This is a genomic window from Amycolatopsis sp. NBC_00348 (genome assembly GCF_036114655.1).
Taxonomy (GTDB): domain Bacteria; phylum Actinomycetota; class Actinomycetes; order Mycobacteriales; family Pseudonocardiaceae; genus Amycolatopsis.
On record NZ_CP107994.1, the window covers coordinates 7465523 to 7484282 of the forward strand.

The following is an 18760-nucleotide window of genomic DNA, read 5'->3' on the forward strand; positions in this document are numbered from 1 at the left end:
GTGAGCCACCCCCAGATCACGCTGACCGTCCGGCACACGCCGTCCGCGCTGGACACCCGCCGCGGCGTCGTCCGGCTGCACCCCGAAGTGCTCGACGCGCTGGGCCTGCGGGCCTGGGACGCGGTGCACCTGACCGGCGCCCGCGTCAGCGCCGCGCTCGCGGCGCCGGCCGACGAGACCGGCGTGCCGGGGGTGCTGCTCACCGACGACGTCACGATGTCGAACCTCGGCGTCACCGAAGGCGCCGAGGTCGTCGTCGCGCCCGCCGACGTGTCGGCCGCGCGGACGGTGACCGTCGCAGGGTCACGGCTGGCCAGCTCGTCGGTCAGCCCGCACATGCTGCGGCTGGCGCTGATCGGCAAGGTCCTGACCATCGGCGACGCGGTTTCCCTGCTGCCGCAGGACCTCGCACCGCAGCCGGGGTCGGACCCGGCCGGCCTGCGCGGCCAGCTCTCGCGGGCCATCGGCGCGACCTGGACGAACGAGCTGCTGACCGTCACGGCGACCGAGCCCGCCGGCACTGTCGCGGTTGGACCGTCCACTGTGGTCGTCTGGCGCGACGGCGCCCGGCCCGCCGCCGAACCCGCCGCGCCGCGGACGGCGACCGCGCTCGTCCGCACCACCGCCGTCACCGCGGCCGAGGAGTGGATCGACGCCGAAATCGTCGAAGACGAGATCGAGGCCGAGGAGCTCACCGAGCCGGCCGTGGCGGTGGCCGACCTGATCGGTGGCGAAGCGGCCGCGCGCAAGCTGTCCGAGTGGTTCGACCTGGCCTTCCACCGGCCCGAGCTGCTCGCGAAGCTGGGCGCGCCGGCCCACCTCGGCGTGCTGCTGTCCGGCCCGGAGGGCGTCGGCAAGGCGACGCTCGTGCGGTCGGTGGCGCAGGCCGAGAACGTCAAGGTCGTGCCGATGGCCGCGCCCAACCTCGCGGTGCTGGACCCGAACGTCGCGGTGGCGCGGCTGCGCGAGGCGATCCGCGCCGCGTCCGGCCCGACCGTGCTGCTGATCACCGACGTCGACGCGCTGCTGCCCGCGACCACACCGCCGCCGGTGGCCACGGTGGTGCTGGAGGAGCTGCGCGCGGCCCTGCGCCGCGACCGCCTCGCCGTGGTCGCGACGACGGCCCGCGCCGAGTCGGCCGACCCGCGGCTGCGGGCCGCGGACCTGCTGGACCGCGAGCTGGGCCTGGCCCTGCCGGACGCGAAGACCCGCCGTGAGCTGCTGAACGTCCTGCTCCGCGACGTCCCACTGGAGCCGGGCATCGACTGCGGCGCGCTCGCCGAGCGGACGCCTGGGTTCGTCGCGGCGGACCTGATCGCGCTGCGGCGGGACGCGGCGCTGCGGGCCGCGCTGCGCCAGCGGGAAGAGGACGAGCCGCGCGTGTCGCAGCAGGACCTGGTGGACGCGCTGGCGACCGTCCGGCCGGTCTCGATGTCCACTTCGGACAACCTGGCCACCGGCGGGCTGACACTGGACGACGTCGGGAACATGGTCGACGTCAAGCAGTCCCTCACCGAGGCCGTGCTGTGGCCGCTGCGGTACCCGGACTCGTTCGCCCGGCTCGGCGTCGAACCGCCGCGCGGCGTGCTGCTCTACGGGCCGCCCGGTGGCGGCAAGACGTTCCTCGTGCGGGCCCTGGCCGGCACCGGCGCGCTCAACGTGTTCGCCGTCAAGGGCGCCGAGCTGATGGACAAGTGGGTCGGCGAGTCGGAGCGCGCGGTGCGGGAGCTGTTCCGCCGCGCCGCCGAGGCCGCGCCGTCGCTGATCTTCCTGGACGAGATCGACGCGCTCGCCCCGCGCCGCGGCCAGTCGTCGGACTCCGGCGTCGCCGACCGCGTGGTCGCGGCGCTGCTGACCGAGCTCGACGGCGTCGAGCCGATGCGCGAGGTCGTTGTGCTCGGGGCGACGAACCGGCCCGAGCTGGTCGACCCGGCGCTGCTGCGGCCGGGCCGGCTGGAGCGCCGCGTCTACGTGCCGCCGCCGGACGCCGAGGCCCGCACGGCGATCCTGACCGCGACCTCGAAGAACACCCCGCTGGCCTCCGATGTGGACCTGGCCGCGGTGGCGTCCACTCTGGACGGTTACTCGGCGGCCGACTGCGCGGCGCTGATCCGCGAAGCGGCGCTGACGGCGATGCGCGAGTCGCTGGAAGCCCACGAAGTCACCGCGGCCCACCTCGAAACGGCCCGCAAGACGGTCCGGCCGAGCCTGGACCCGGGCCAGCTCGCGGCCCTGGAGGCCTACGCCCACGCCCAGGCCGGCGACTGAAACGCGCGAAGGGGCGCCACCCGCGGGTGGCGCCCCTTCGGCACGAGCTCGTCAGCTGCCCTTGTGGCCCGACTCGTATTCCTTCGTCACGATGATGATCACGCCCGGGCTGGCGCTCTCTATCCCCGGGAAGCGGGGCTCGGCCTTGATCTGGAACTCCTGCGCGAGCTGCTTCGCCGCGGCTTCCTCGTCGGTGCCCGGGCGGTAGAACGCCGTGGTCACCGGGATCGTGCCCTGCGAGTAGTTGCCGACCTCGTTGACGGTCCAGCCGTCACCGCGGAAGTCACTCGCGGCCCGCTCGGCGAGGTCCTTGATCAGGGAGTTGTTGAAGACCCGGACGGTCACCCACTTGTTGCCCGTCTGCTGGTCGCCGGGCTGACCCGGCTGCCCGGACGTCGGCTGCCCCGGCGTCGGCTGGCCGGGCGTCGGCGACGACGGCGTGGGTGACGTCGGCGGGGTCGTGGACGACGGCGGCGGTGTCGACGGCGAGGTGGGCGGCGACGTCCCGCCCGGCGGCGTGCCGGGCTGGGTGCTGGGCGTACCGCTCGGCCCGGCTTCGTTCGAACCGCCACCACTCAACGCGGAGATCCCGCCGATCACGGCGGCGACGATCGCCACGCCGATCAGCACGACGCCCGCGGCCTTCATCGGCCGGGACATTCCCGAAAACACGCTCATTTCAGCTCGATCCCCAGTCGCCTGGCCCCACGCTTGCGCTGGCGGGCGGCGCGCGTCTTGCGCAGCCGCTTCACCAGCATCGGGTCGGCCTCGATCGCCTCCGGCTTCTCCAGCAGCTTGTTCAGCAGCTGGTAGTAGCGCGTGCTGGAGACTTCGAAGCGCTCACGGATGGCGTTCTCCTTCGCACCGGCATGTCGCCACCACTGGCGCTCGAAAGCGAGGATCTCGACCTCGCGTTCGGTCAGGCCGGGTACGGGCTTCGGCGGCGACGGCTGCGGCTCAGCCATCGACTCCGCGGCGTCCATCCGAGTCCCTCTCAATCGGGCGACATGGTGATCCAGACCTACCTCTTCCGCGGGCGTCATTCAACCACGGATCAACACGCCGACGTGGGCATCGACATCGGCGCGTCACGGTCTGATGCAGGTCTACCAGAAGGGTCCGACTAAACTGCCCGCTCGTGACCGTCCACGCCATCCGGATCGCCGGCGACCCCGTGCTGCACCACCCGACTCGGGAGATCACCGAGTTCGACGAGAAGCTGCGCGTCCTCACCGACGACATGTTCGAGACGATGTACGAAGCCGAGGGCGTCGGCCTAGCGGCCAACCAGATCGGCCTCGACCTGCGGGTGTTCGTCTACGACTGCCCGGACGACGAGGGCGTGCGCCACAAGGGCGTCGTCGTCAACCCGAAGCTCGAGACGTCGGCGATCCCGGAGACCATGCCGGACCCGGACGACGACTGGGAGGGCTGCCTCTCGGCGCCCGGCGAGTCGTACCCGACGGGCCGCGCGTCGTGGGCGAAGGTGACCGGCTCCGACATCGAGGGCAACCCGATCGAGGTCGAGGGCACCGGCTACTTCGCGCGCTGCCTGCAGCACGAGACCGACCACCTCGACGGCTACATCTACCTCGACCGGCTCGTCGGGCGCCACGCCCGCGCCGCGAAGAAGATGCTGAAGTCCAACAAGTGGGGCGTCCCGGGCCTCTCGTGGCTGCCGCCACGCACCCCGGAAGACGACGGCGCCGTCATCTGACCTCCTCCCCGGACTCCGTAAAGCCGTGAAGGCCTCCTTACCGGCCATAAGAGCCGGTAAGGAGGCCTTCACGGCTTTTGGCGAACCTCAGCAGCCGAGGAAGTGGCAGCGGACCACGCGCGGGGTTTCGAGCACAGAGCCCGCCTTGACGTCCCAGGCCAGGCGGACGTACTGCGCGTGCGTCCAGGCCAGCGGCGTCGCCGAGTTGTTCGGGGTGCCGGCCGGGAACCCCGTCTGACCCGACGGCGGGTTCTCGTCCCACACCTGCTCCGGCATGGTCTCCGCCGAGCTGCTCACCCGGCCGAGGTCACGCAGCCGCCGCGCGGCCGAAGACGGCTGGCCCAGCGTGAGTTCGTACTCGCCGCGTTCGCCGGCCAGCAGCGGCCACAGCCGGCCGAACGTCGTGCGGCTCTCGGCCGGGAACGTGTAGTCCCACGGCGAGCCGTCGGCCTGCTCGCCGTAGCCGTCCTTCGTGTAACGGTGCCAGAACTGGCCGGTCGGCGTGGTGAACGAGATCTCCTTGTCGGTGACGCGCACGCTGTTGCGGATCACCGGGTCGTCGGCGCGGTAGATGCCGAGGCGCACCAGGTCGAGGAACCCGGCGTCGGTGACCGCGCGCTGGTCCATCGTCACGCTGGAGTTGCCGAGGTTGTACGTCGTTCCGGCGTTGGCGTTGCCGTCCTTGGTGAGCCGGACGAAGTACGGGTCCTTCGACAGCGGCCCGTTCGTGGTGATCGTCTGCTTGGGCAGGTCGGCCTTGAACTTGTCGGCCGCGGCGAGGTACCTCTTGGCGTCGGCGGCCGCGCCGTTGTGCGACGCGATGTCCGCGGCGCACACGAGCCCGGCGATCACCGAGGCGATGGTCGACGGGGACCAGCCGTCCTGCTCCTCCCAGCGCTCCTGCTGGGTCCACGGCGCCGCCTGGCCGTCAGGACCCTTGTAGGACAACAGGAAGTCGGCGGCCTTGCGCACGCCGGGCCAGACGTCGTTGCGCCCGAGCTGCTGCGCGAGCACGATCGGGAAAGCGGTTTCGTCGAGCTGGACCGACGTCCAGTACGGCACGCCGTCGACCCGGCTGTTCTGCGGCATGTGGCCGTCGGCCTGCTGCTGCGTGCCGAACATGTAGGTCACCGCGCGGCTCGCGGCCGCCGTGTCGCCGCCGGCGGCCAGGCCGGTCGCGATCTGGTAGAGGTCGCGCGGCCAGACCAGGTGGTAGGTGCCGGACGGCGACCACTCCGGGTCGTTGTTCCCGAACCGCCACGGCATGCTCGGCGACGCGATGAACGCGCCCGGGTGGTGCTTGTCCTCGCTCGCGGCCAGCGTCAGCATCGACGCCTTGTAGAGGTCGCGCTCGCTGTCGGTCTTCAGCGACGACGGCGGTTTGCTCACCCCGCGCAGGTACTGCTCCCAGCCGCGGTCGTAGGCGCGGGTGATGGCGCCGAAACCGCGTCGCTGCGAGGCCTGTGCGTTGCCGAGCGCGTCGGCCGCCTTCGCGCCCATGCCGAGCGCGAGGGTGACGTGCCGGCTGCGCACGCCGTCGGCCGCGGTCTGCCCGGTGAGCACGACGTTGCCGTTGCCCGCGGCGTCGTAGGTCGCGAGCTTGAACGTCTTCGCGAGCTGGGTGCCGCCGTCGGACGCGCCCGCGTAACCGACGCTCGTGCGCGTGAAGCCGGGCTTCGCGGTGAGGGCGGCGGCGTTGGTGGCGTCCGACGCGGTGAGCGCGTCACCCTTGCGCGCGGCCGAGTCGTCGGAGCCGTCGTTGGTCAGGTCCGGGTCGGCGACCGCGTAGAGCTGGTACGGCCGGCCGGTGAGCGACTGGAAGTCGACGTCCACCAGCACGGTCGTCGCGGCCGGGTCGGTGACGTAGGTCTTGCGCAGCCGCCACCGGTGCTGGTCGTCGGTGATGGTCTGCTCGTAGGTCAGGCTGTCGTCGTCGGTCCGCCGGACCTGCTGCGACTTGGCCGTGTTGTCGGCGACGGCGAAGCTGCGCCCGTCGGTGACGACGAAGTCCATCGAGCGGACGCTGGGCGTGGACAGGTCCGGGTAGTAGACCTCGGACAGCTGCCCGCCCTGGAGCGTGAACCAGACGTTGCTGCCGCGATCGTGGGCCGTACCGAAGCCGGTCTTGTTCGCGGGTAGCCAGCTCGGATGGGCGCCGGGCGCGCCGGGAGCCGTCCCCTGGGCCGCCGCGGTCGCCGGTATCAGCCCGGTGACCAGCAGCCCGGCGAGTGCCGGAACCATGAGTTTGCGCATATCAACCCCACAGTGATGTCGCTTCTGCACCGTTACAGAAGCGACAGGCAGTGTCTCGCCGATTCTTCACGGGCGCATGGTCCGAACCGGTGAACCACTGACCGTCACTGGTCCGGTCACGCCGCCGGTTCACCAGCAGCGAACGGACTTCCGGCCGTTCGCGGCGCACACTTGAAGTACCTGCAACGGTGTAATCGAGGTACTTCATGGACGAGGCGATGGACGCCTACTCGCGCGCGGTCAGCACGGTCGCCAAGACCGTCACCCCGCACGTCGCCGGGGTTCAGCTCGGGCGCGGCAGTGGCTCCGCGGTCGTCTTCGCCGACGACGGCTACCTGCTGACCAACGCCCACGTCGTCGACGGCGAACGCCACGGCGTCGCGACCTTCGCCGACGGCAGCGAAGCCCGCTTCGACGTCGTCGGCGCCGATCCGCTGTCCGATCTCGCCGTGCTGCGGGCGCGGGACGAGACGCCGTCCGCCGCCGTGCTCGGGGACGCCGACCACCTCGTCGTCGGGCAGCTCGTGGTGGCGATCGGCAGTCCGCTCGGCTTCTCCGGCTCGGTGACCGCCGGCGTCGTCAGCGCGCTCGGCCGGGCGCTCCCGGTGCGGCACGGGCGCGCCGGCCGGGTGATCGAGGACGTCATCCAGACCGACGCCGCGCTCAACCCGGGCAACTCCGGCGGCGCGCTCGCCGACTCCGCCTGCCGCGTCGTCGGGATCAACACCGCCGTCGCGGGCGTCGGGCTCGGGCTCGCCGTGCCGATCAACTCGACGACGCGCCGGATCATCGACACGCTCGTCGTCGAAGGCCGGGTGCGGCGGGCGTACCTCGGCGTCGTCGGCGTGCCCGCGCCGTTGCCCGACGACGTCGCCGAGCGCACCGGGCAGGAGGCCGGGCTGCGCGTGCGCGAAGTCGTCTCCGGCGGGCCCGCCGAGCGCGCCGGGCTGCGAACGGGCGATCTCGTGCTGACCGTCGGCCGCGCCCGGGTGTCGGACGCGCAGGGCATCCAGCGGCAGCTGTTCGCCGAAGTGATCGGCACCGCACTGCCGATCACCGTGCTGCGCAACGGAGCCATGGTCGACGTCTACGCCACACCGGCCGAACTGGTCGGGTGAGGTGAGCGGACTTGAGTCTGGCGCCCCGGCGTGGCATGGTCGGTGGCACAACACCACAACGCGGGAGCTCGCGCCATGGCGGGCTGAGAGGGTGACTGGGGATTTGTCCCGGGTGTCACCGACCGCATGAACCTGACCGGGTAATGCCGGCGTAGGGAGTGAAAGTCGTTGACAACGCTGGAGAACAAGGACGTCTCCGTCACGACCGGGCCCATCACGGGCTCGCACAAGATCTACCACCAGACCGAATCCGGACTGCGTGTTCCCGCGCGCCGGATCGACCTCTCGAACGGCGAACACTTCGACGTCTACGACACTTCGGGCCCGTACACCGACCCTGAAGCGAACATCGACGTCCACAGTGGACTGCACCGGCTGCGGGCCGGCTGGGCCGACGGCCGGGAGCACAACACGCAGCTCGGATGGGCCAAACAAGGCGTCGTCACCAGGGAAATGGAGTATATCGCCGCCCGCGAACGGGTTTCACCGGAGTTCGTCCGCGCCGAGGTCGCGAGCGGCCGCGCGGTGATCCCGGTCAACCGGCGCCACCCCGAGTCCGAGCCGATGATCATCGGGAAGAACTTCCTGGTGAAGATCAACGCGAACATGGGGAACTCGGCCGTCTGGTCGTCGGTCGAGGAAGAGGTCGACAAGATGGTGTGGGCCACCCGCTGGGGTGCCGACACCATCATGGACCTCTCCACCGGCAAGCGGATCCACGAGACGCGCGAGTGGATCATCCGCAACTCGCCGGTGCCGGTCGGTACCGTGCCGATCTACCAGGCGCTGGAAAAGGTCGACGGGGAACCGGAAAAGCTGTCGTGGGAGGTCTACCGCGACACCATCGTCGAGCAGTGCGAGCAGGGCGTCGACTACGTCACGGTGCACGCCGGCGTGCTGCTGCGCTACATCCCGCTGACCGCGCGGCGCGTCACCGGCATCGTCAGCCGCGGCGGCTCGATCATGGCGGCGTGGTGCCTCGCGCACCACCAGGAGTCCTTCCTGTACACGCACTTCGAGGAACTCTGCGAGCTGCTGCGCCAGTACGACGTCACGTTCTCCCTCGGCGACGGCCTGCGCCCGGGCTCGATCGCCGACGCCAACGACCGCGCGCAATTCGCCGAACTGGAGACCCTCGGCGAGCTGACGCACCTCGCGCGCTCGCACGACGTCCAGGTGATGATCGAGGGCCCCGGCCACGTGCCGATGCACAAGATCAAGGAGAACGTCGAGCTGGAGGAACGGCTCTGCGGCGAGGCGCCGTTCTACACCCTCGGTCCGCTCACGACGGACATCGCGCCGGGGTACGACCACATCACGTCGGCCATCGGCGCGGCGCAGATCGGCTGGTACGGCACGGCGATGTTGTGTTACGTCACGCCGAAGGAGCACCTCGGCCTGCCGAACCGCGACGACGTCAAGACCGGCGTGATCACGTACAAGATCGCCGCGCACGCCGCCGACCTGGCCAAGGGGCACCAGTACGCGCAGGAGTGGGACGACGAGCTGTCCAAGGCGCGCTTCGAGTTCCGCTGGAACGACCAGTTCAACTTGTCGCTCGACCCGGACACGGCGCGGGCGTTCCACGACGAGACCCTGCCCGCGGAGCCGGCCAAGACCGCGCACTTCTGCTCGATGTGCGGGCCGAAGTTCTGCTCGATGCGGATCACGCAGGACGTCCGCAAGTACGCCGAGGAGCACGGTCTGTCCACTGTGGAGGCCATCGAGGCCGGCATGGCTTCGAAGTCGGCGGAGTTCACCGAGTCCGGCGGCCAGGTCTACCTGCCCGTGGTGCAGCCGTGACACCGCCCACCGCCCTCACCATCGCCGGATCCGACTCCGGCGGTGGTGCGGGCATCCAGGCGGACCTGCGCACGTTCTTCGCGCACGGCGTCCACGGCCTGGTCGCACTGACGGCCGTCACCGTGCAGAACTCCTTGGGAGTGCAGGGTTTCACCGAGATCCCGGCCGACGTAGTGGCCGCGCAGATCAAGGCCGTGGCGACGGACATGGGCGTCAACGCGGCCAAGACGGGCATGCTGGCGACGGCGGAGATCATCCGAGCCGTGGCCAAAACCCTGGACGAAGTCGGCGGCGACATCCCCCTGGTGGTCGACCCGGTGGCGGCGTCGATGACGGGCCACGCGCTGCTGCGCGAGGACGCCCTGGAGGCGATCCGCACGGAGCTGTTCCCCCGAGCGACGCTGATCACCCCGAACCTGGACGAGGTCCGCCTGCTGACGGGCATCTCGGTGGTTTCTCCCGCATCCCAACGGGAGGCGGCCGAGGCACTGCTGGCCTTCGGTTCGCGCTGGGTCCTGGTCAAGGGCGGCCACATGACAGGCAGCACGTGCGTAGACCTCCTGACCGACGGCGCCTCGTTCCTGTCGTTGAGCGGCCCCCGCTACGACACGGAGAACACCCACGGCGGCGGCGACACCATGGCCTCGGCGATCACGTCATCGCTGGCGAAGGGCGCCTCGGTGCCGGACGCGGTGGCGGCGGGGAAGCGGTTCATCGAGAGGTGCGTGGCGGAGTCCTACCCGCTCGGCGCGGGCGTGGGCCCGGTGTCACCGTTCTGGGTGCTCGGGTCCTCGTGAGTGGTAATTAGGGTTCTAACCCTAATTACCACTCACGACGTGGGTCAGCGGGTCGTCAAGCGCGGGGCGTCGATCGCCCAGTACCAGTTGTTGCCCGCCGCGTAGAGGCGCCACGTGAAGCGGGCCGAACGAGCGCCCGGCGGGACCGCCACCGACGTCGTTGTCGGCTGGGACAGGACGTCACCACCCCGGTTCGCGGACGAGGGTTCCGGGCCGTACGACAAGACCGGCTGCTCCGCGCCGCCGTCGAAGGAGACCGTCAGCGCGCCGCGCTGGGTGCCGTCCTGGCGGTAGTGCGAGATGAACCCGACGTCCACTGTGGACTTGCCGGTCACCGCAAGCGCCGGTGACACCAGGGAAGAGTCGAAGGTCCCCGACGAAGACGGCGATCCCTTGTCGTCCCACTCGTCGGGGTCCGCCACCGCGAAGACGCCCCGGGTGCGCACGTTCGCCTCCCGCTCCTGCCCGGGCGCGGTGCGCGTCCAGAAGTCGTCCGTCGTGAACGCCCAGCCCTGCCACTCCGTGACACCCGCGGGCATGGCCGACGCGTTGCGGACCGTCCAGCCCGACGGCGCGTCGTGCGTCCAGCCGGGCACCGACGCCGGGACGCCCGTTTCGTCCGCCCGCGGCTTCAAGACCGCCGAGTCGAACGGGTCCGCGGGAAGCGAGCCCAGCGCGTAGCCGTCCAGGGAAAGCGGGATTCCCAGGTGCCGCAACGCCGTCGGCGCGATGTCGACGATCTTCGGCGCCACCGGGGGCGTTCCGGCCGGCACCGCGCCGCCCGCCGCGACCACGAACGTCATGCGCTCCTCGGGGCTGTCGCCACCGTGGCCGCCGGGGCCGGTGTGGCCATGGTCAGTCGTCAGCATGATCAGCCAGTCTTCCGACGAATACGAGGGTCGCGCGCTGATCGCCGTCAGCAGCCGGCCGAGGTACGCGTCGTCCGCGCGCAGGGTCGCCGCGTACTCCGGTGAGTCGGCGCCGTGCGCGTGGCCCGCCTCGTCCGTCTGTCCGAAGTAGACGAATGACGCGTCGGCCTTGTCCTGCTTCAGGTGCTTCTCGGCGTCCGCGGCGAGCTGCGGATCCGTGTTCTCGTAGCCGGCGCTGTCGCCGTCCAGGACGTACTTGCGGTCCTGACCGGTGCGCAGGATCTTGTCGCCGATCGGCTTCCAGTCGACGGCGGCGTACGTGTCGAGCGCCGGGTTCGCCGTCTCGGCGCGCGCCAGCCAGCTCGGGTAGGCGGCCAGGTTGCTGCCGGTGAACGCGTTGTCCTTCACCAGGTGCTTGTCGGGCCAGACGCCGGTGAGGATCGACGACCAGCCGGGCCCGCTGAGCGTCGGCGCCATCCCGCTGCCGTACAGCGAGCTCCGCGCCGAGTACCCGCGCTGGACCAGCGCGTGCACGTTCGGCGTGTCGGCGGCGAGGAGCTTGTCGAACCGCGTGCCGTCGAGCCCGATCACCAGCACCTTGGGCGTCTTCGCCGCGCCCCCGGCCACGCCGGTGGTCAGCCCCGCGGCCGCTACCAGCGCCGTGACCAGGCAGAACAGTCTCCGCATGAACCCTCCAGGAATTGGTTCGGATGAGTTACCCGGAGGTTAGGGAGTCACGAAGGCGAAGAGGTGAACGCGCGGCGAAACCCGGTGAGCCATCAGCGGACCGGCTGCAGCTCCCGGCCGTCGTAGGACTCGCGGGCCGAGCGGATCCGCCCGAAGTTGGCCTGGGACCACGCGCTCAACGCGATCAGGTGCGCGCCGACCTCGGCGCCCATGTCCGTGAGCGCGTACTCCACCGACGGCGGGGTCGTCGGGTAGACCGTGCGCGTCAGGAAGCCGTCGCGCTCCAGCTGGCGGAGGTTCTGGGTCAGCATCTTCTGGCTGACGCCGTCGACCGCGCGGCGCAGCTCGCCGAAGCGGTGCGGGCCGCGGGCCAGCGCGCCCAGGACCAGAGCCGTCCACTTGTTGGCCAGCAGGTCCAGCACGTCACGGCACGGGCAGCTGCGGAGGTAGACGTCCCAGGGTCCGTCCTGGTCGCAGGTGGTTTCCATCGGGTACCTACTTTACGAAGAAGTGCCTTCTGGCGAAAAGTGCCTACCCGCCCGAGTATAGGAGCCGACCCCGGAACGAAGGAGCGAACAGATGCGCATCGTGACCCAGCAGGCACTCGGCGGCCCGGAGGTGCTGACCGTCACCGAAGCACCGCGGCCGGTCCCCGGACCCACGGAGGTCCTGGTGCGCGTGCACGCCGCCGGGATCAACCCGGTCGACTGGAAGGTGCGCGCCGGCGGCGGGTTCCTCGGCGAGCCGCCGTTCACCGTCGGCTGGGACGTCGCCGGCGTCGTCGAGGAGGCCGGCTTCGGCGCCACCGGCGTCCGGCAGGGCGACGAAGTCCTCGGCATGCCCTGGTTCCCGCGCCCGGCCAGCGCCTACGCGGAGTACGTCACCGCGCCCTCGCGCCACTTCGTGCGCAAGCCCGCCGGACTCTCGTTCGCCGAGGCCGCCGCGCTGCCGCTGGCCGGGCTGACCGCCTGGCAGGGCCTGGTCGACGTCGCGAACGTCCACAGCGGACAGCGGGTGTTCGTCGACGCCGCCGCGGGCGGGGTCGGGCACCTCGCCGTCCAGATCGCCAAGGCGCGCGGCGCGTACGTGCTCGGCACGGCCAGCGCGGGCAAGCACGACCTGCTGCGCGAACTCGGCGTCGACGAGCCGATCGACTACCACGACGAAGCCGCGATGGCGTCCGATGTGGACGTCTACTTCGGACTCGTCGGCGAGGAGAGCGACCTGCGCTGGCTGCCGGCGATCAAGGAAGGCGGACTGCTGATCGGTGTGCCCAGCGGCGTCGGCGACCGCGTCGAAAAGGCTGCTGCCGAACGGAAAGTGCGGACGGAGCGGATCCTCGTCGAACCGGACCGCGGCGGGCTGACCGGCCTCGTCGAGCTGATCGAGGCCGGTCAGCTGAAGGTCCGCGTGGAGCAGACCTTCCCGCTGGAAGACGCGGCGAAGGCGCACGAGCTGGGTGAGTCCGGCCGGGTGTCCGGGAAGCTCGTGCTGACCGTCTAACCCCTGGCGAGTACCTGGGGCAGCACCGTCGTGAGCCCGGTCCAGTCGGACGTGATCACCGACGCGTGCTGCTTCGCCAGGTCGGCGACGCGCTGGTTGGCCTGCTCGACCGTCGGGTTGTGGGCGTCGATGGCCGGCGCGACGTTCTGGCCGTCGGTCATCACGACGTAGTAGTGGTTGGCGTCGTACCACCCCGGCCCGGTCTGGGTGACCCACGCGTTCGCGTCGCCGTCGAAGACCACGAACCACGGCTTGAGGTCGGCGGTGTACTTGTCCCGCGGGTCACCGCCGGCCGCGCCGTGCACGGTCGGGAAGATGTAGGCGTCGCCGATCCGGCCGGCGTTCTTGAGCCCGAGCAGGTAGCGGCCGTACTCGACGTCGGTCTTCAGCGTGTCGGTCGGGTTCTGCTCCTCGACCGTGCCCGGGATGATCTCGGTGATCACCCGGCCCCGCAGCGCGTCCACGGACGGCCAGTTGTCCGCCTTGGCCGCGTCGTCGAGCGTGCCGTAGCTGCCGAGCAGCTCACCCGGGCGGAAGGCGACGCTGCCGAGGTGCGCGCGGAACGTGGCGTCCAGCTCGTCCGGGCCCATGCCGGTGTTGTCCGAGAAGCCGGTCTTCATCTCGAGCTTGAGCGTGAGCGGCGTGTGCCCCGGGTGGGCCGCGAGCCAGATCCGGATGTCGTCGAGGCAGTACTCCAGGTTCTTGTTCTTCCCGCCGGTGTACAGCTGCGCCGCCGACGTCGCCGCGACGCAGTTGTTGCTGTTTCCCAACGGGTTCGAGTGGCTGACCTTCCACTCGTGGGTGAAGAAGTCGGGCCAGACGTCGAGCTCGATCAGCGACGAGCCGGCGTCGAGCGCCCTGGCCAGGTAGTCGTAGGCCGCCGGGTCGTACGTGTTGTGCACGCCGACCGTCGTGACGTGGGAGAGCTTCGGGCCGTCCGCGTTGGCGGCGGTCGCCCCGGAGAACATGAGAGCGGCCGTGAGGAGTACCACCGAGAAGAGCTTCATCCAGGCTCCTTCGCCCAGTAACTGGTGAGTAGCCCACACAATGTGCCACCGTGGTGGCCTGTTGATGAAGCAAAAGCGGCCGATTGGCCTAGACCAGAAGTCGGGAAGAGAATGACCACGAGCCCGCCCACCGCGTTGACCATCGCCGGTTCGGACTCCGGCGGCGCCGCCGGTCTGCAAGCGGATCTGCGCACGTTCCTGACCTGCGGTGTCCACGGCCTGGTCGCGGTCACCGCCGTCACGGTGCAGAACACCCTGGGCGTGCACGACCGCACCGACCTGCCGCCGCACATCGTGGCCGGGCAGATCGAGGCCGTCGCGGCGGACATGGGCGTCGGCGCGGCCAAGACGGGCATGCTGGCGTCCGCCGAGATCATCGACGCCGTCGCGGCCGCGTGCGACAAGGCGGAGATCGGCCGCGACGAGAAGATCCCGTTCGTCGTCGACCCGGTCGCGGCTTCGATGCACGGCCACCCGCTGTTCGACGACGCCGGCCTGCGCGCCCTGCGCGACGAGCTCCTGCCGCGCGCGACGGTGCTCACCCCGAACCTCGACGAGGTCCGGCTGCTGACCGGGATGACAGTGAAGGACCGCGAGGGCATGCACACCGCGGCGGTGGTGCTGCACCGGATGGGCCCGCGCTACGTCCTGGTCAAGAGCGGCCACCTGCAGGCGGACCCGGAGTGCGTCGACCTCCTCTTCGACGGCTCGACGTTCGTGGAGCTGCCGGGCGAGCGCTACCCGACCCAGCACACGCACGGCGCGGGCGACACGATGGCGTCGGCGCTGACGGCAGGCCTGGCGAAGGGCATGTCGGTGGTGGAAGCAGCCCGCTACGGCAAGTGGTTCGTCTCCCAGGCGGTCGAGCACGCGTACCCGATGGGCGCCAAGGTCGGCCCGGTCTCGGCCTTCTGGCGGCTGGCACCCGAAGAGCGCTGAGTACCCGTCACGACTTGCGCCCGAAGACCCGCCGGTCGCCGTCTTCGCGCACGAAACCCTCCGCTGGGGCGACCGAATCAGGCTGTCCGGCAGCCGGCCCCCGAAGATCGCGGGTCACCCCGCCGCGGCCGCACCCTTCCTGCGGCCCGTGCCCGGCACCCGGGCAAACCGGTCGCCGGGCGCCCGCGCGACACGGCACCGCGCGGCGCCCGGACCACACCGGCCCCGGCCTTCTGGCGGCTGGCACCCGAAGAGCGCTGAGTACCCGTCCGGTTACCCTTTCCTCGTTTACTGATCCTTGACCACAACGGGGGACGGCCTTGACCGGGCGCGAACGGGTCGCGAGGTTCCTCGAGGACCGCCGCTTCCAGAACTTCATCATCGCGGTGATCGTGTTCAACGCGGTCACCCTCGGCATGGAGACGTCGACGTCGCTGATCGACGGCTACGGCGGCCTCCTGCACACCCTCGACCACATCGCGCTCGGCATCTTCGTCGCCGAGCTGCTGGCGAAGTTCTACGCCTACCGCGGCGCGTTCTTCCGGGACAACTGGAACGTCTTCGACCTGCTGGTCGTCGGCATCGCGGTGATCCCGGCGACCGGGCCGTTCGCGGTGCTGCGGTCGCTGCGTGTGCTCCGGGTGCTGCGGCTGATCTCCGTCGTGCCGTCGATGCGGAAGGTCGTCTCCGGGCTGCTCGCGGCGATCCCCGGGATGGCGTCGATCGCCGCGTTGCTCGGGCTGATCATCTTCGTCGCCGGCGTGATGGCGACCAAGCTGTTCGGCGTGATCTCGCCGGAGAACTTCGGCGACCTCGGGACGTCGTTGTTCACGTTGTTCCAGGTGATGACCGGCGAGGCGTGGCCGGACATCGCGAAGGAGATCATGCAGCAGGCACCGATGGCCTGGATCTTCTTCGTCGTCTACATCCTCGTGTCCAGCTTCGCGGTGCTGAACCTCTTCATCGCCGTCGTGGTCAGCGGCATGGAGGACGAGCTGCGCCAGGACATCCGCGAAGAAGAGGCGAAGCAGGCCGCGACGCAGGCCGAAGCGAACCGCGAGATCCTCGAAGAGCTCCGCGCCCTGCGCGCGGAGCTGGCCGAGCTGCGGCAGAACGCCGCTTAGCGGTCTTCGTCGGCGATCAGCGCTTCGAGCGCCGGGAGTGCCGTGGTCAGCGCCTCGCGGTGCTCCGGCGACAGCTTGTCGAGCCGCCGGTTCAGCTCCTGGACGCGCGTCGACCGGACGCCGGACACGAGCCGCTCGCCCTCTTCGGTGGCCTTCGCCAGCCACGCCCGCCGGTCGACCGGGTCGGACTCGCGGCTGACGTACCCGGCCTCGACCAGGGACGCGATGATCCGCGACATGGTCGCCGCCGCGACACCCTCCTTGGCCGCGAGGTCGCCGAGGCGCAGCTGGCCGGCGTGGACCAGGGTCGCGAGCGCGGAGATCGCGCCGTGGCCGGGGCCCGGCACACCGGCCTGGCGCAGTGACCGGGACAGCCTTCCCACGGCGAGGTACAACCTGCCCGAGGTGTCCTGAACCGATGTGGTCACGGCTGGCTCCTTCTGCCCTCACCCGTGCGCGGGTGCGCCGGAAAGTTCCGTCTACCTTACGGGTTGGCGGTGCAGGTTCGGTGTTAAGGCGCTCCGGTTCACCGCGGCGGGCTCGACGCCTGCGCCCAGAAGCGCTGCGGCACCCGTCCCGCGCCGCGGGCCAGCCGCCCGGCGACGACGGCCGACCGCATCGCCGCGGCCATCCGCTCGGGGTCGCTGGCCCGGGTGACCGCGGTGGACAGCAGGACGGCGTCGCAGCCGAGCTCCATCGCCAGGGTGGCGTCCGACGCGGTGCCGATTCCAGCGTCGAGGATCACCGGGACGCCCGCTCGCGAGACGATCAGCTCGATGTTGTGCGGATTCCGGATCCCGAGGCCGGTGCCGATCGGCGCGCCCAGCGGCATCACGGCGGCGCAGCCGGCCTCCTCCAGGCGCAGCGCGAGCACCGGGTCGTCGTTCGTGTAGACGAACACGGTGAACCCGTCGGCGGCCAGCTGCTCGGCCGCGTCGAGGGTTTCGACGGGGTCCGGGAGCAGTGTCCGGTCGTCCGCGTGGACTTCGAGCTTGATCAGATCGGTACCGAGCGCCTCGCGCGCCAGCCGCGCGGTGAGCACGGCTTCGGCGGCGGTGCGGCAGCCCGCGGTGTTCGGCAGCAGCTCGATCCCGAGGCGCCGGAGCAGTTCCAGGACGCCGGAGCCGCCCTCGGCGTCGGCGCGGCGCATGGCGACGGTGGTCAGCTCGGTGCCGGACGCGACCAGCGCCCGTTCGAGCACGGCGAGGTTCGCCGCGCCGCCGGTGCCGATGATCAGCCGTGACGACAGCTTGTGCGTGCCGATGACGAGCGGTGCTTCGTCCACTTCAGCCTCCCTGGACGGCGGTGAGCACGTCGAGCGCCGCGCCCTTGGGGACGGCGGTGGCGGCCCAGTCGCCGCGCCGGACGACCACGCCGTCGACCGCGACGGCGATGCCGGGCCGCTGCCCGCCGGTGGCGTCGAGGACGTCGGCGACGGTCGCGTCGTCCGGGAACTCCGTCCACTTGCCGTTGAGCTTGATCTCCATCACACGTGCTCCTTCTGGTGCAGGCGGGCGGGTGAAGCCGCTTCGACGCCTTCGGGCGGCTTCTCACCTTCGAGCCAGGCGACCACGGCGGCCGCGGTCACGGGGGCCAGCAGCAGGCCGTTGCGGTGGTGCCCGGTCGCGGCGTAGACGCCGTCGGCCAGGACGCCGAGGTACGGCAGCGCGTCGCGGCTGCCGGCGCGCAGGCCCGCGGCCGTCTCGACCAGCTCGTACTCGGTGATCGCCGGGAAGACGCGCTCGGCGCCCTCGATCAGCTCGCGGACGCCGCGCGCGGTGACGGCCTGGTCGAAGCCCGCTTCGTACTGCGTCGCGCCGAGGACGAGCTCCTGGTCGCCGCGCGGGACGAGGTAGATCGGCCGGCCTTCGACGACGGCGCGGACGGTCCGCGTCGGCGGCGGCAGGCAGCCGCGGCGCGGTTTCAGCCGGAGGATCTCGCCCTTGAGCGGGCGGACGGCGTCGGCCAGTTTCGGGTGCAGCCGGCCGGTCCAGGCGCCGGCGGCGAGCACGACGGCGTCGGCGTCCGGGATCGTTTCGACGCGTTCGCGGACGAACCGGACTTGGTGGTTGACGCAGGCCGCGTACAGCGCGTTGAGCAGTTTCCGGTTGTCCACGGCCAGGTCGCCGGGCACGTGCAGTCCACTTCGGACGGACCCGACGCCGGGTTCGAGCCGCTTGGCCTCGCGCCCGGTGAGGCGCTCGGCCGCGCGGCCGAGGGACTGCAGGTGGCCGGCGAGGATGTCGAGGTGCCCGGCGTCGGCGCTGTCGAAGGCGACGACCAGCGTCCCATGCTCGGCAAGCCCGGGGTCGACGCCCTCTTGGCTGAGGTCGCGCGCGAATCCGGGCCAGCGGCGCAGCGACTCTTCGCCGAGGGCGAGGACGTCTTCCTCACCCGGCCAGGCCTCGGTGACCGGGGCGAGCATGCCGCCGGCCAGCCAGGACGCGCCGCCGCGCACGGGTTCGGGGTCGTAAACGGTGACCGCGTGACCTTTCGCGGCCGCGCGCCACGCCGCGGACAGGCCGATCACGCCGGCACCTACCACGGCCACGGTGTTCGTCATGGGATCACGCTCCCTGCGCCGGCATGACCCGGATCAGGTTCCACGGTCGGAGCGGCAGCTCCCTCTCAGCCCGTGCCTCGGGCTCCCGTGCGGACTCGGCCACCCTAGCTCG

At 71.1% G+C, this 18760-nt stretch carries 18 protein-coding genes and 2 riboswitches; of the genes, 8 read left to right on the top strand and 10 right to left on the bottom strand.

Features of this window, described 5'->3' with window-relative positions:
• On the top strand, positions 1-2268 hold the full coding sequence (locus OHS58_RS32740; protein ID WP_328645056.1) for an AAA family ATPase: 2268 nt from the start codon (positions 1-3) through the stop codon (positions 2266-2268).
• Positions 2269-2319: 51 nt separating this feature from the next.
• Here OHS58_RS32740 and OHS58_RS32745 read toward each other — a convergent pair whose 3' ends face one another.
• Both OHS58_RS32745 and OHS58_RS32750 read right to left on the bottom strand, forming a co-directional pair.
• Positions 2320-2946: a LytR C-terminal domain-containing protein gene (locus OHS58_RS32745; RefSeq protein WP_326944746.1), complete on the bottom strand. Its 627-nt coding sequence runs from the start codon at positions 2944-2946 to the stop codon at positions 2320-2322.
• Positions 2943-3251, bottom strand: a complete 309-nt coding sequence (locus tag OHS58_RS32750) for a DUF3263 domain-containing protein (RefSeq protein ID WP_247058599.1) — start codon at positions 3249-3251, stop codon at positions 2943-2945. Before OHS58_RS32750 ends, OHS58_RS32745 begins: the two co-directional genes overlap by 4 nt.
• Before the next feature lie 155 nt (positions 3252-3406).
• Between OHS58_RS32750 and OHS58_RS32755 the strand changes: the two genes are divergently transcribed.
• A complete protein-coding gene (locus OHS58_RS32755) occupies positions 3407-3985 on the top strand; it encodes a peptide deformylase (RefSeq protein WP_247058600.1) in 579 nt (192 codons plus the stop codon).
• 87 nt (positions 3986-4072) lie between these two features.
• Here the strand turns inward: OHS58_RS32755 and OHS58_RS32760 are convergent, their stop codons facing one another.
• Entirely contained in the window at positions 4073-6238 is a 2166-nt protein-coding gene (locus tag OHS58_RS32760; RefSeq protein ID WP_328645057.1) for a glycoside hydrolase family 15 protein, read from the bottom strand.
• Between the two features lie 206 nt (positions 6239-6444).
• On the opposite strand from OHS58_RS32760, the gene OHS58_RS32765 reads away from it, so the two are divergent.
• From OHS58_RS32765 to thiD (OHS58_RS32775), 3 genes are all read left to right on the top strand, one after another.
• Positions 6445-7356 carry a S1C family serine protease gene (locus OHS58_RS32765; protein ID WP_247058602.1) on the top strand — a complete coding sequence of 304 codons (912 nt, stop codon included), beginning with the start codon at positions 6445-6447 and terminating at the stop codon, positions 7354-7356.
• Between the two features lie 50 nt (positions 7357-7406).
• Positions 7407-7531, top strand: a riboswitch (TPP riboswitch).
• A complete protein-coding gene (gene thiC / locus OHS58_RS32770) occupies positions 7525-9159 on the top strand; it encodes a phosphomethylpyrimidine synthase ThiC (protein WP_328645058.1) in 1635 nt (544 codons plus the stop codon). It overlaps the preceding riboswitch by 7 nt.
• Positions 9156-9956, top strand: a complete 801-nt coding sequence (gene thiD, locus OHS58_RS32775; RefSeq protein ID WP_326944749.1) for a bifunctional hydroxymethylpyrimidine kinase/phosphomethylpyrimidine kinase — start codon at positions 9156-9158, stop codon at positions 9954-9956. The genes thiC and thiD (OHS58_RS32775) overlap by 4 nt, the downstream gene beginning before the upstream one ends.
• A gap of 44 nt (positions 9957-10000) precedes the next feature.
• On the opposite strand, the gene OHS58_RS32780 is transcribed toward thiD (OHS58_RS32775), so the two are convergent.
• Entirely contained in the window at positions 10001-11512 is a 1512-nt protein-coding gene (locus OHS58_RS32780; RefSeq protein ID WP_328645059.1) for an alkaline phosphatase family protein, read from the bottom strand.
• Positions 11513-11604: 92 nt separating this feature from the next.
• Positions 11605-12000 (bottom strand): winged helix-turn-helix transcriptional regulator, encoded by a 396-nt coding sequence (locus OHS58_RS32785; RefSeq protein ID WP_247058605.1) that lies wholly within the window; start codon positions 11998-12000, stop codon positions 11605-11607.
• Positions 12001-12091: 91 nt separating this feature from the next.
• On the opposite strand from OHS58_RS32785, the gene OHS58_RS32790 reads away from it, so the two are divergent.
• Complete coding sequence (locus tag OHS58_RS32790) at positions 12092-13015, top strand: NADP-dependent oxidoreductase (protein ID WP_328645060.1); 924 nt, start codon at positions 12092-12094, stop codon at positions 13013-13015.
• On the opposite strand, the gene OHS58_RS32795 is transcribed toward OHS58_RS32790, so the two are convergent.
• Positions 13012-14022, bottom strand: a complete 1011-nt coding sequence (locus OHS58_RS32795; protein ID WP_328645061.1) for a phosphatidylinositol-specific phospholipase C domain-containing protein — start codon at positions 14020-14022, stop codon at positions 13012-13014. The two genes, OHS58_RS32790 and OHS58_RS32795, sit on opposite strands and share 4 nt — an antisense overlap.
• 111 nt (positions 14023-14133) lie before the next feature.
• Between OHS58_RS32795 and thiD (OHS58_RS32800) the strand changes: the two genes are divergently transcribed.
• Together thiD (OHS58_RS32800) and OHS58_RS32805 are read left to right on the top strand one after the other, a co-directional pair.
• Positions 14134-14961: a bifunctional hydroxymethylpyrimidine kinase/phosphomethylpyrimidine kinase gene (gene thiD / locus OHS58_RS32800; protein ID WP_328645062.1), complete on the top strand. Its 828-nt coding sequence runs from the start codon at positions 14134-14136 to the stop codon at positions 14959-14961.
• Between the two features lie 320 nt (positions 14962-15281).
• Complete coding sequence (locus tag OHS58_RS32805) at positions 15282-16085, top strand: ion transporter (RefSeq protein WP_247058609.1); 804 nt, start codon at positions 15282-15284, stop codon at positions 16083-16085.
• Here the strand turns inward: OHS58_RS32805 and OHS58_RS32810 are convergent.
• The 4 genes from OHS58_RS32810 to thiO form a co-directional block, all read right to left on the bottom strand.
• Positions 16082-16513, bottom strand: coding sequence for a MarR family winged helix-turn-helix transcriptional regulator (locus OHS58_RS32810; RefSeq protein ID WP_247058610.1), 432 nt, complete (start codon positions 16511-16513; stop codon positions 16082-16084). The genes OHS58_RS32805 and OHS58_RS32810 overlap by 4 nt on opposite strands.
• A gap of 98 nt (positions 16514-16611) precedes the next feature.
• Positions 16612-17370 (bottom strand): thiazole synthase, encoded by a 759-nt coding sequence (locus OHS58_RS32815; RefSeq protein WP_326944754.1) that lies wholly within the window; start codon positions 17368-17370, stop codon positions 16612-16614.
• A 1-nt stretch (position 17371) separates the two neighbouring features.
• On the bottom strand, positions 17372-17572 hold the full coding sequence (gene thiS / locus OHS58_RS32820; protein WP_326957193.1) for a sulfur carrier protein ThiS: 201 nt from the start codon (positions 17570-17572) through the stop codon (positions 17372-17374).
• Positions 17572-18648: a glycine oxidase ThiO gene (gene thiO, locus OHS58_RS32825; protein WP_328645063.1), complete on the bottom strand. Its 1077-nt coding sequence runs from the start codon at positions 18646-18648 to the stop codon at positions 17572-17574. Before thiO ends, thiS begins: the two co-directional genes overlap by 1 nt.
• Positions 18642-18747: riboswitch (TPP riboswitch) on the bottom strand. (Overlaps the previous gene by 7 nt.)
• Positions 18748-18760 lie beyond the last annotated feature (13 nt).

Excerpts from the sequence above, each read along its gene's own strand:
- OHS58_RS32745 (WP_326944746.1), bottom strand. The coding sequence starts at position 2,946 with ATGAGCGTGTTTTCGGGAATGTCCCGGCCGATGAAGGCCGCGGGCGTC.
- OHS58_RS32750 (WP_247058599.1), bottom strand. The coding sequence starts at position 3,251 with ATGGACGCCGCGGAGTCGATGGCTGAGCCGCAGCCGTCGCCGCCGAAG.
- OHS58_RS32760 (WP_328645057.1), bottom strand. The coding sequence starts at position 6,238 with ATGCGCAAACTCATGGTTCCGGCACTCGCCGGGCTGCTGGTCACCGGG.
- OHS58_RS32765 (WP_247058602.1), top strand. The coding sequence starts at position 6,445 with ATGGACGAGGCGATGGACGCCTACTCGCGCGCGGTCAGCACGGTCGCC.
- OHS58_RS32780 (WP_328645059.1), bottom strand. The coding sequence starts at position 11,512 with ATGCGGAGACTGTTCTGCCTGGTCACGGCGCTGGTAGCGGCCGCGGGG.
- OHS58_RS32785 (WP_247058605.1), bottom strand. The coding sequence starts at position 12,000 with ATGGAAACCACCTGCGACCAGGACGGACCCTGGGACGTCTACCTCCGC.
- OHS58_RS32790 (WP_328645060.1), top strand. The coding sequence starts at position 12,092 with ATGCGCATCGTGACCCAGCAGGCACTCGGCGGCCCGGAGGTGCTGACC.
- OHS58_RS32795 (WP_328645061.1), bottom strand. The coding sequence starts at position 14,022 with ATGAAGCTCTTCTCGGTGGTACTCCTCACGGCCGCTCTCATGTTCTCC.
- thiD (WP_328645062.1), top strand. The coding sequence starts at position 14,134 with ATGACCACGAGCCCGCCCACCGCGTTGACCATCGCCGGTTCGGACTCC.
- thiS (WP_326957193.1), bottom strand. The coding sequence starts at position 17,572 with ATGGAGATCAAGCTCAACGGCAAGTGGACGGAGTTCCCGGACGACGCG.
- thiO (WP_328645063.1), bottom strand. The coding sequence starts at position 18,648 with ATGACGAACACCGTGGCCGTGGTAGGTGCCGGCGTGATCGGCCTGTCC.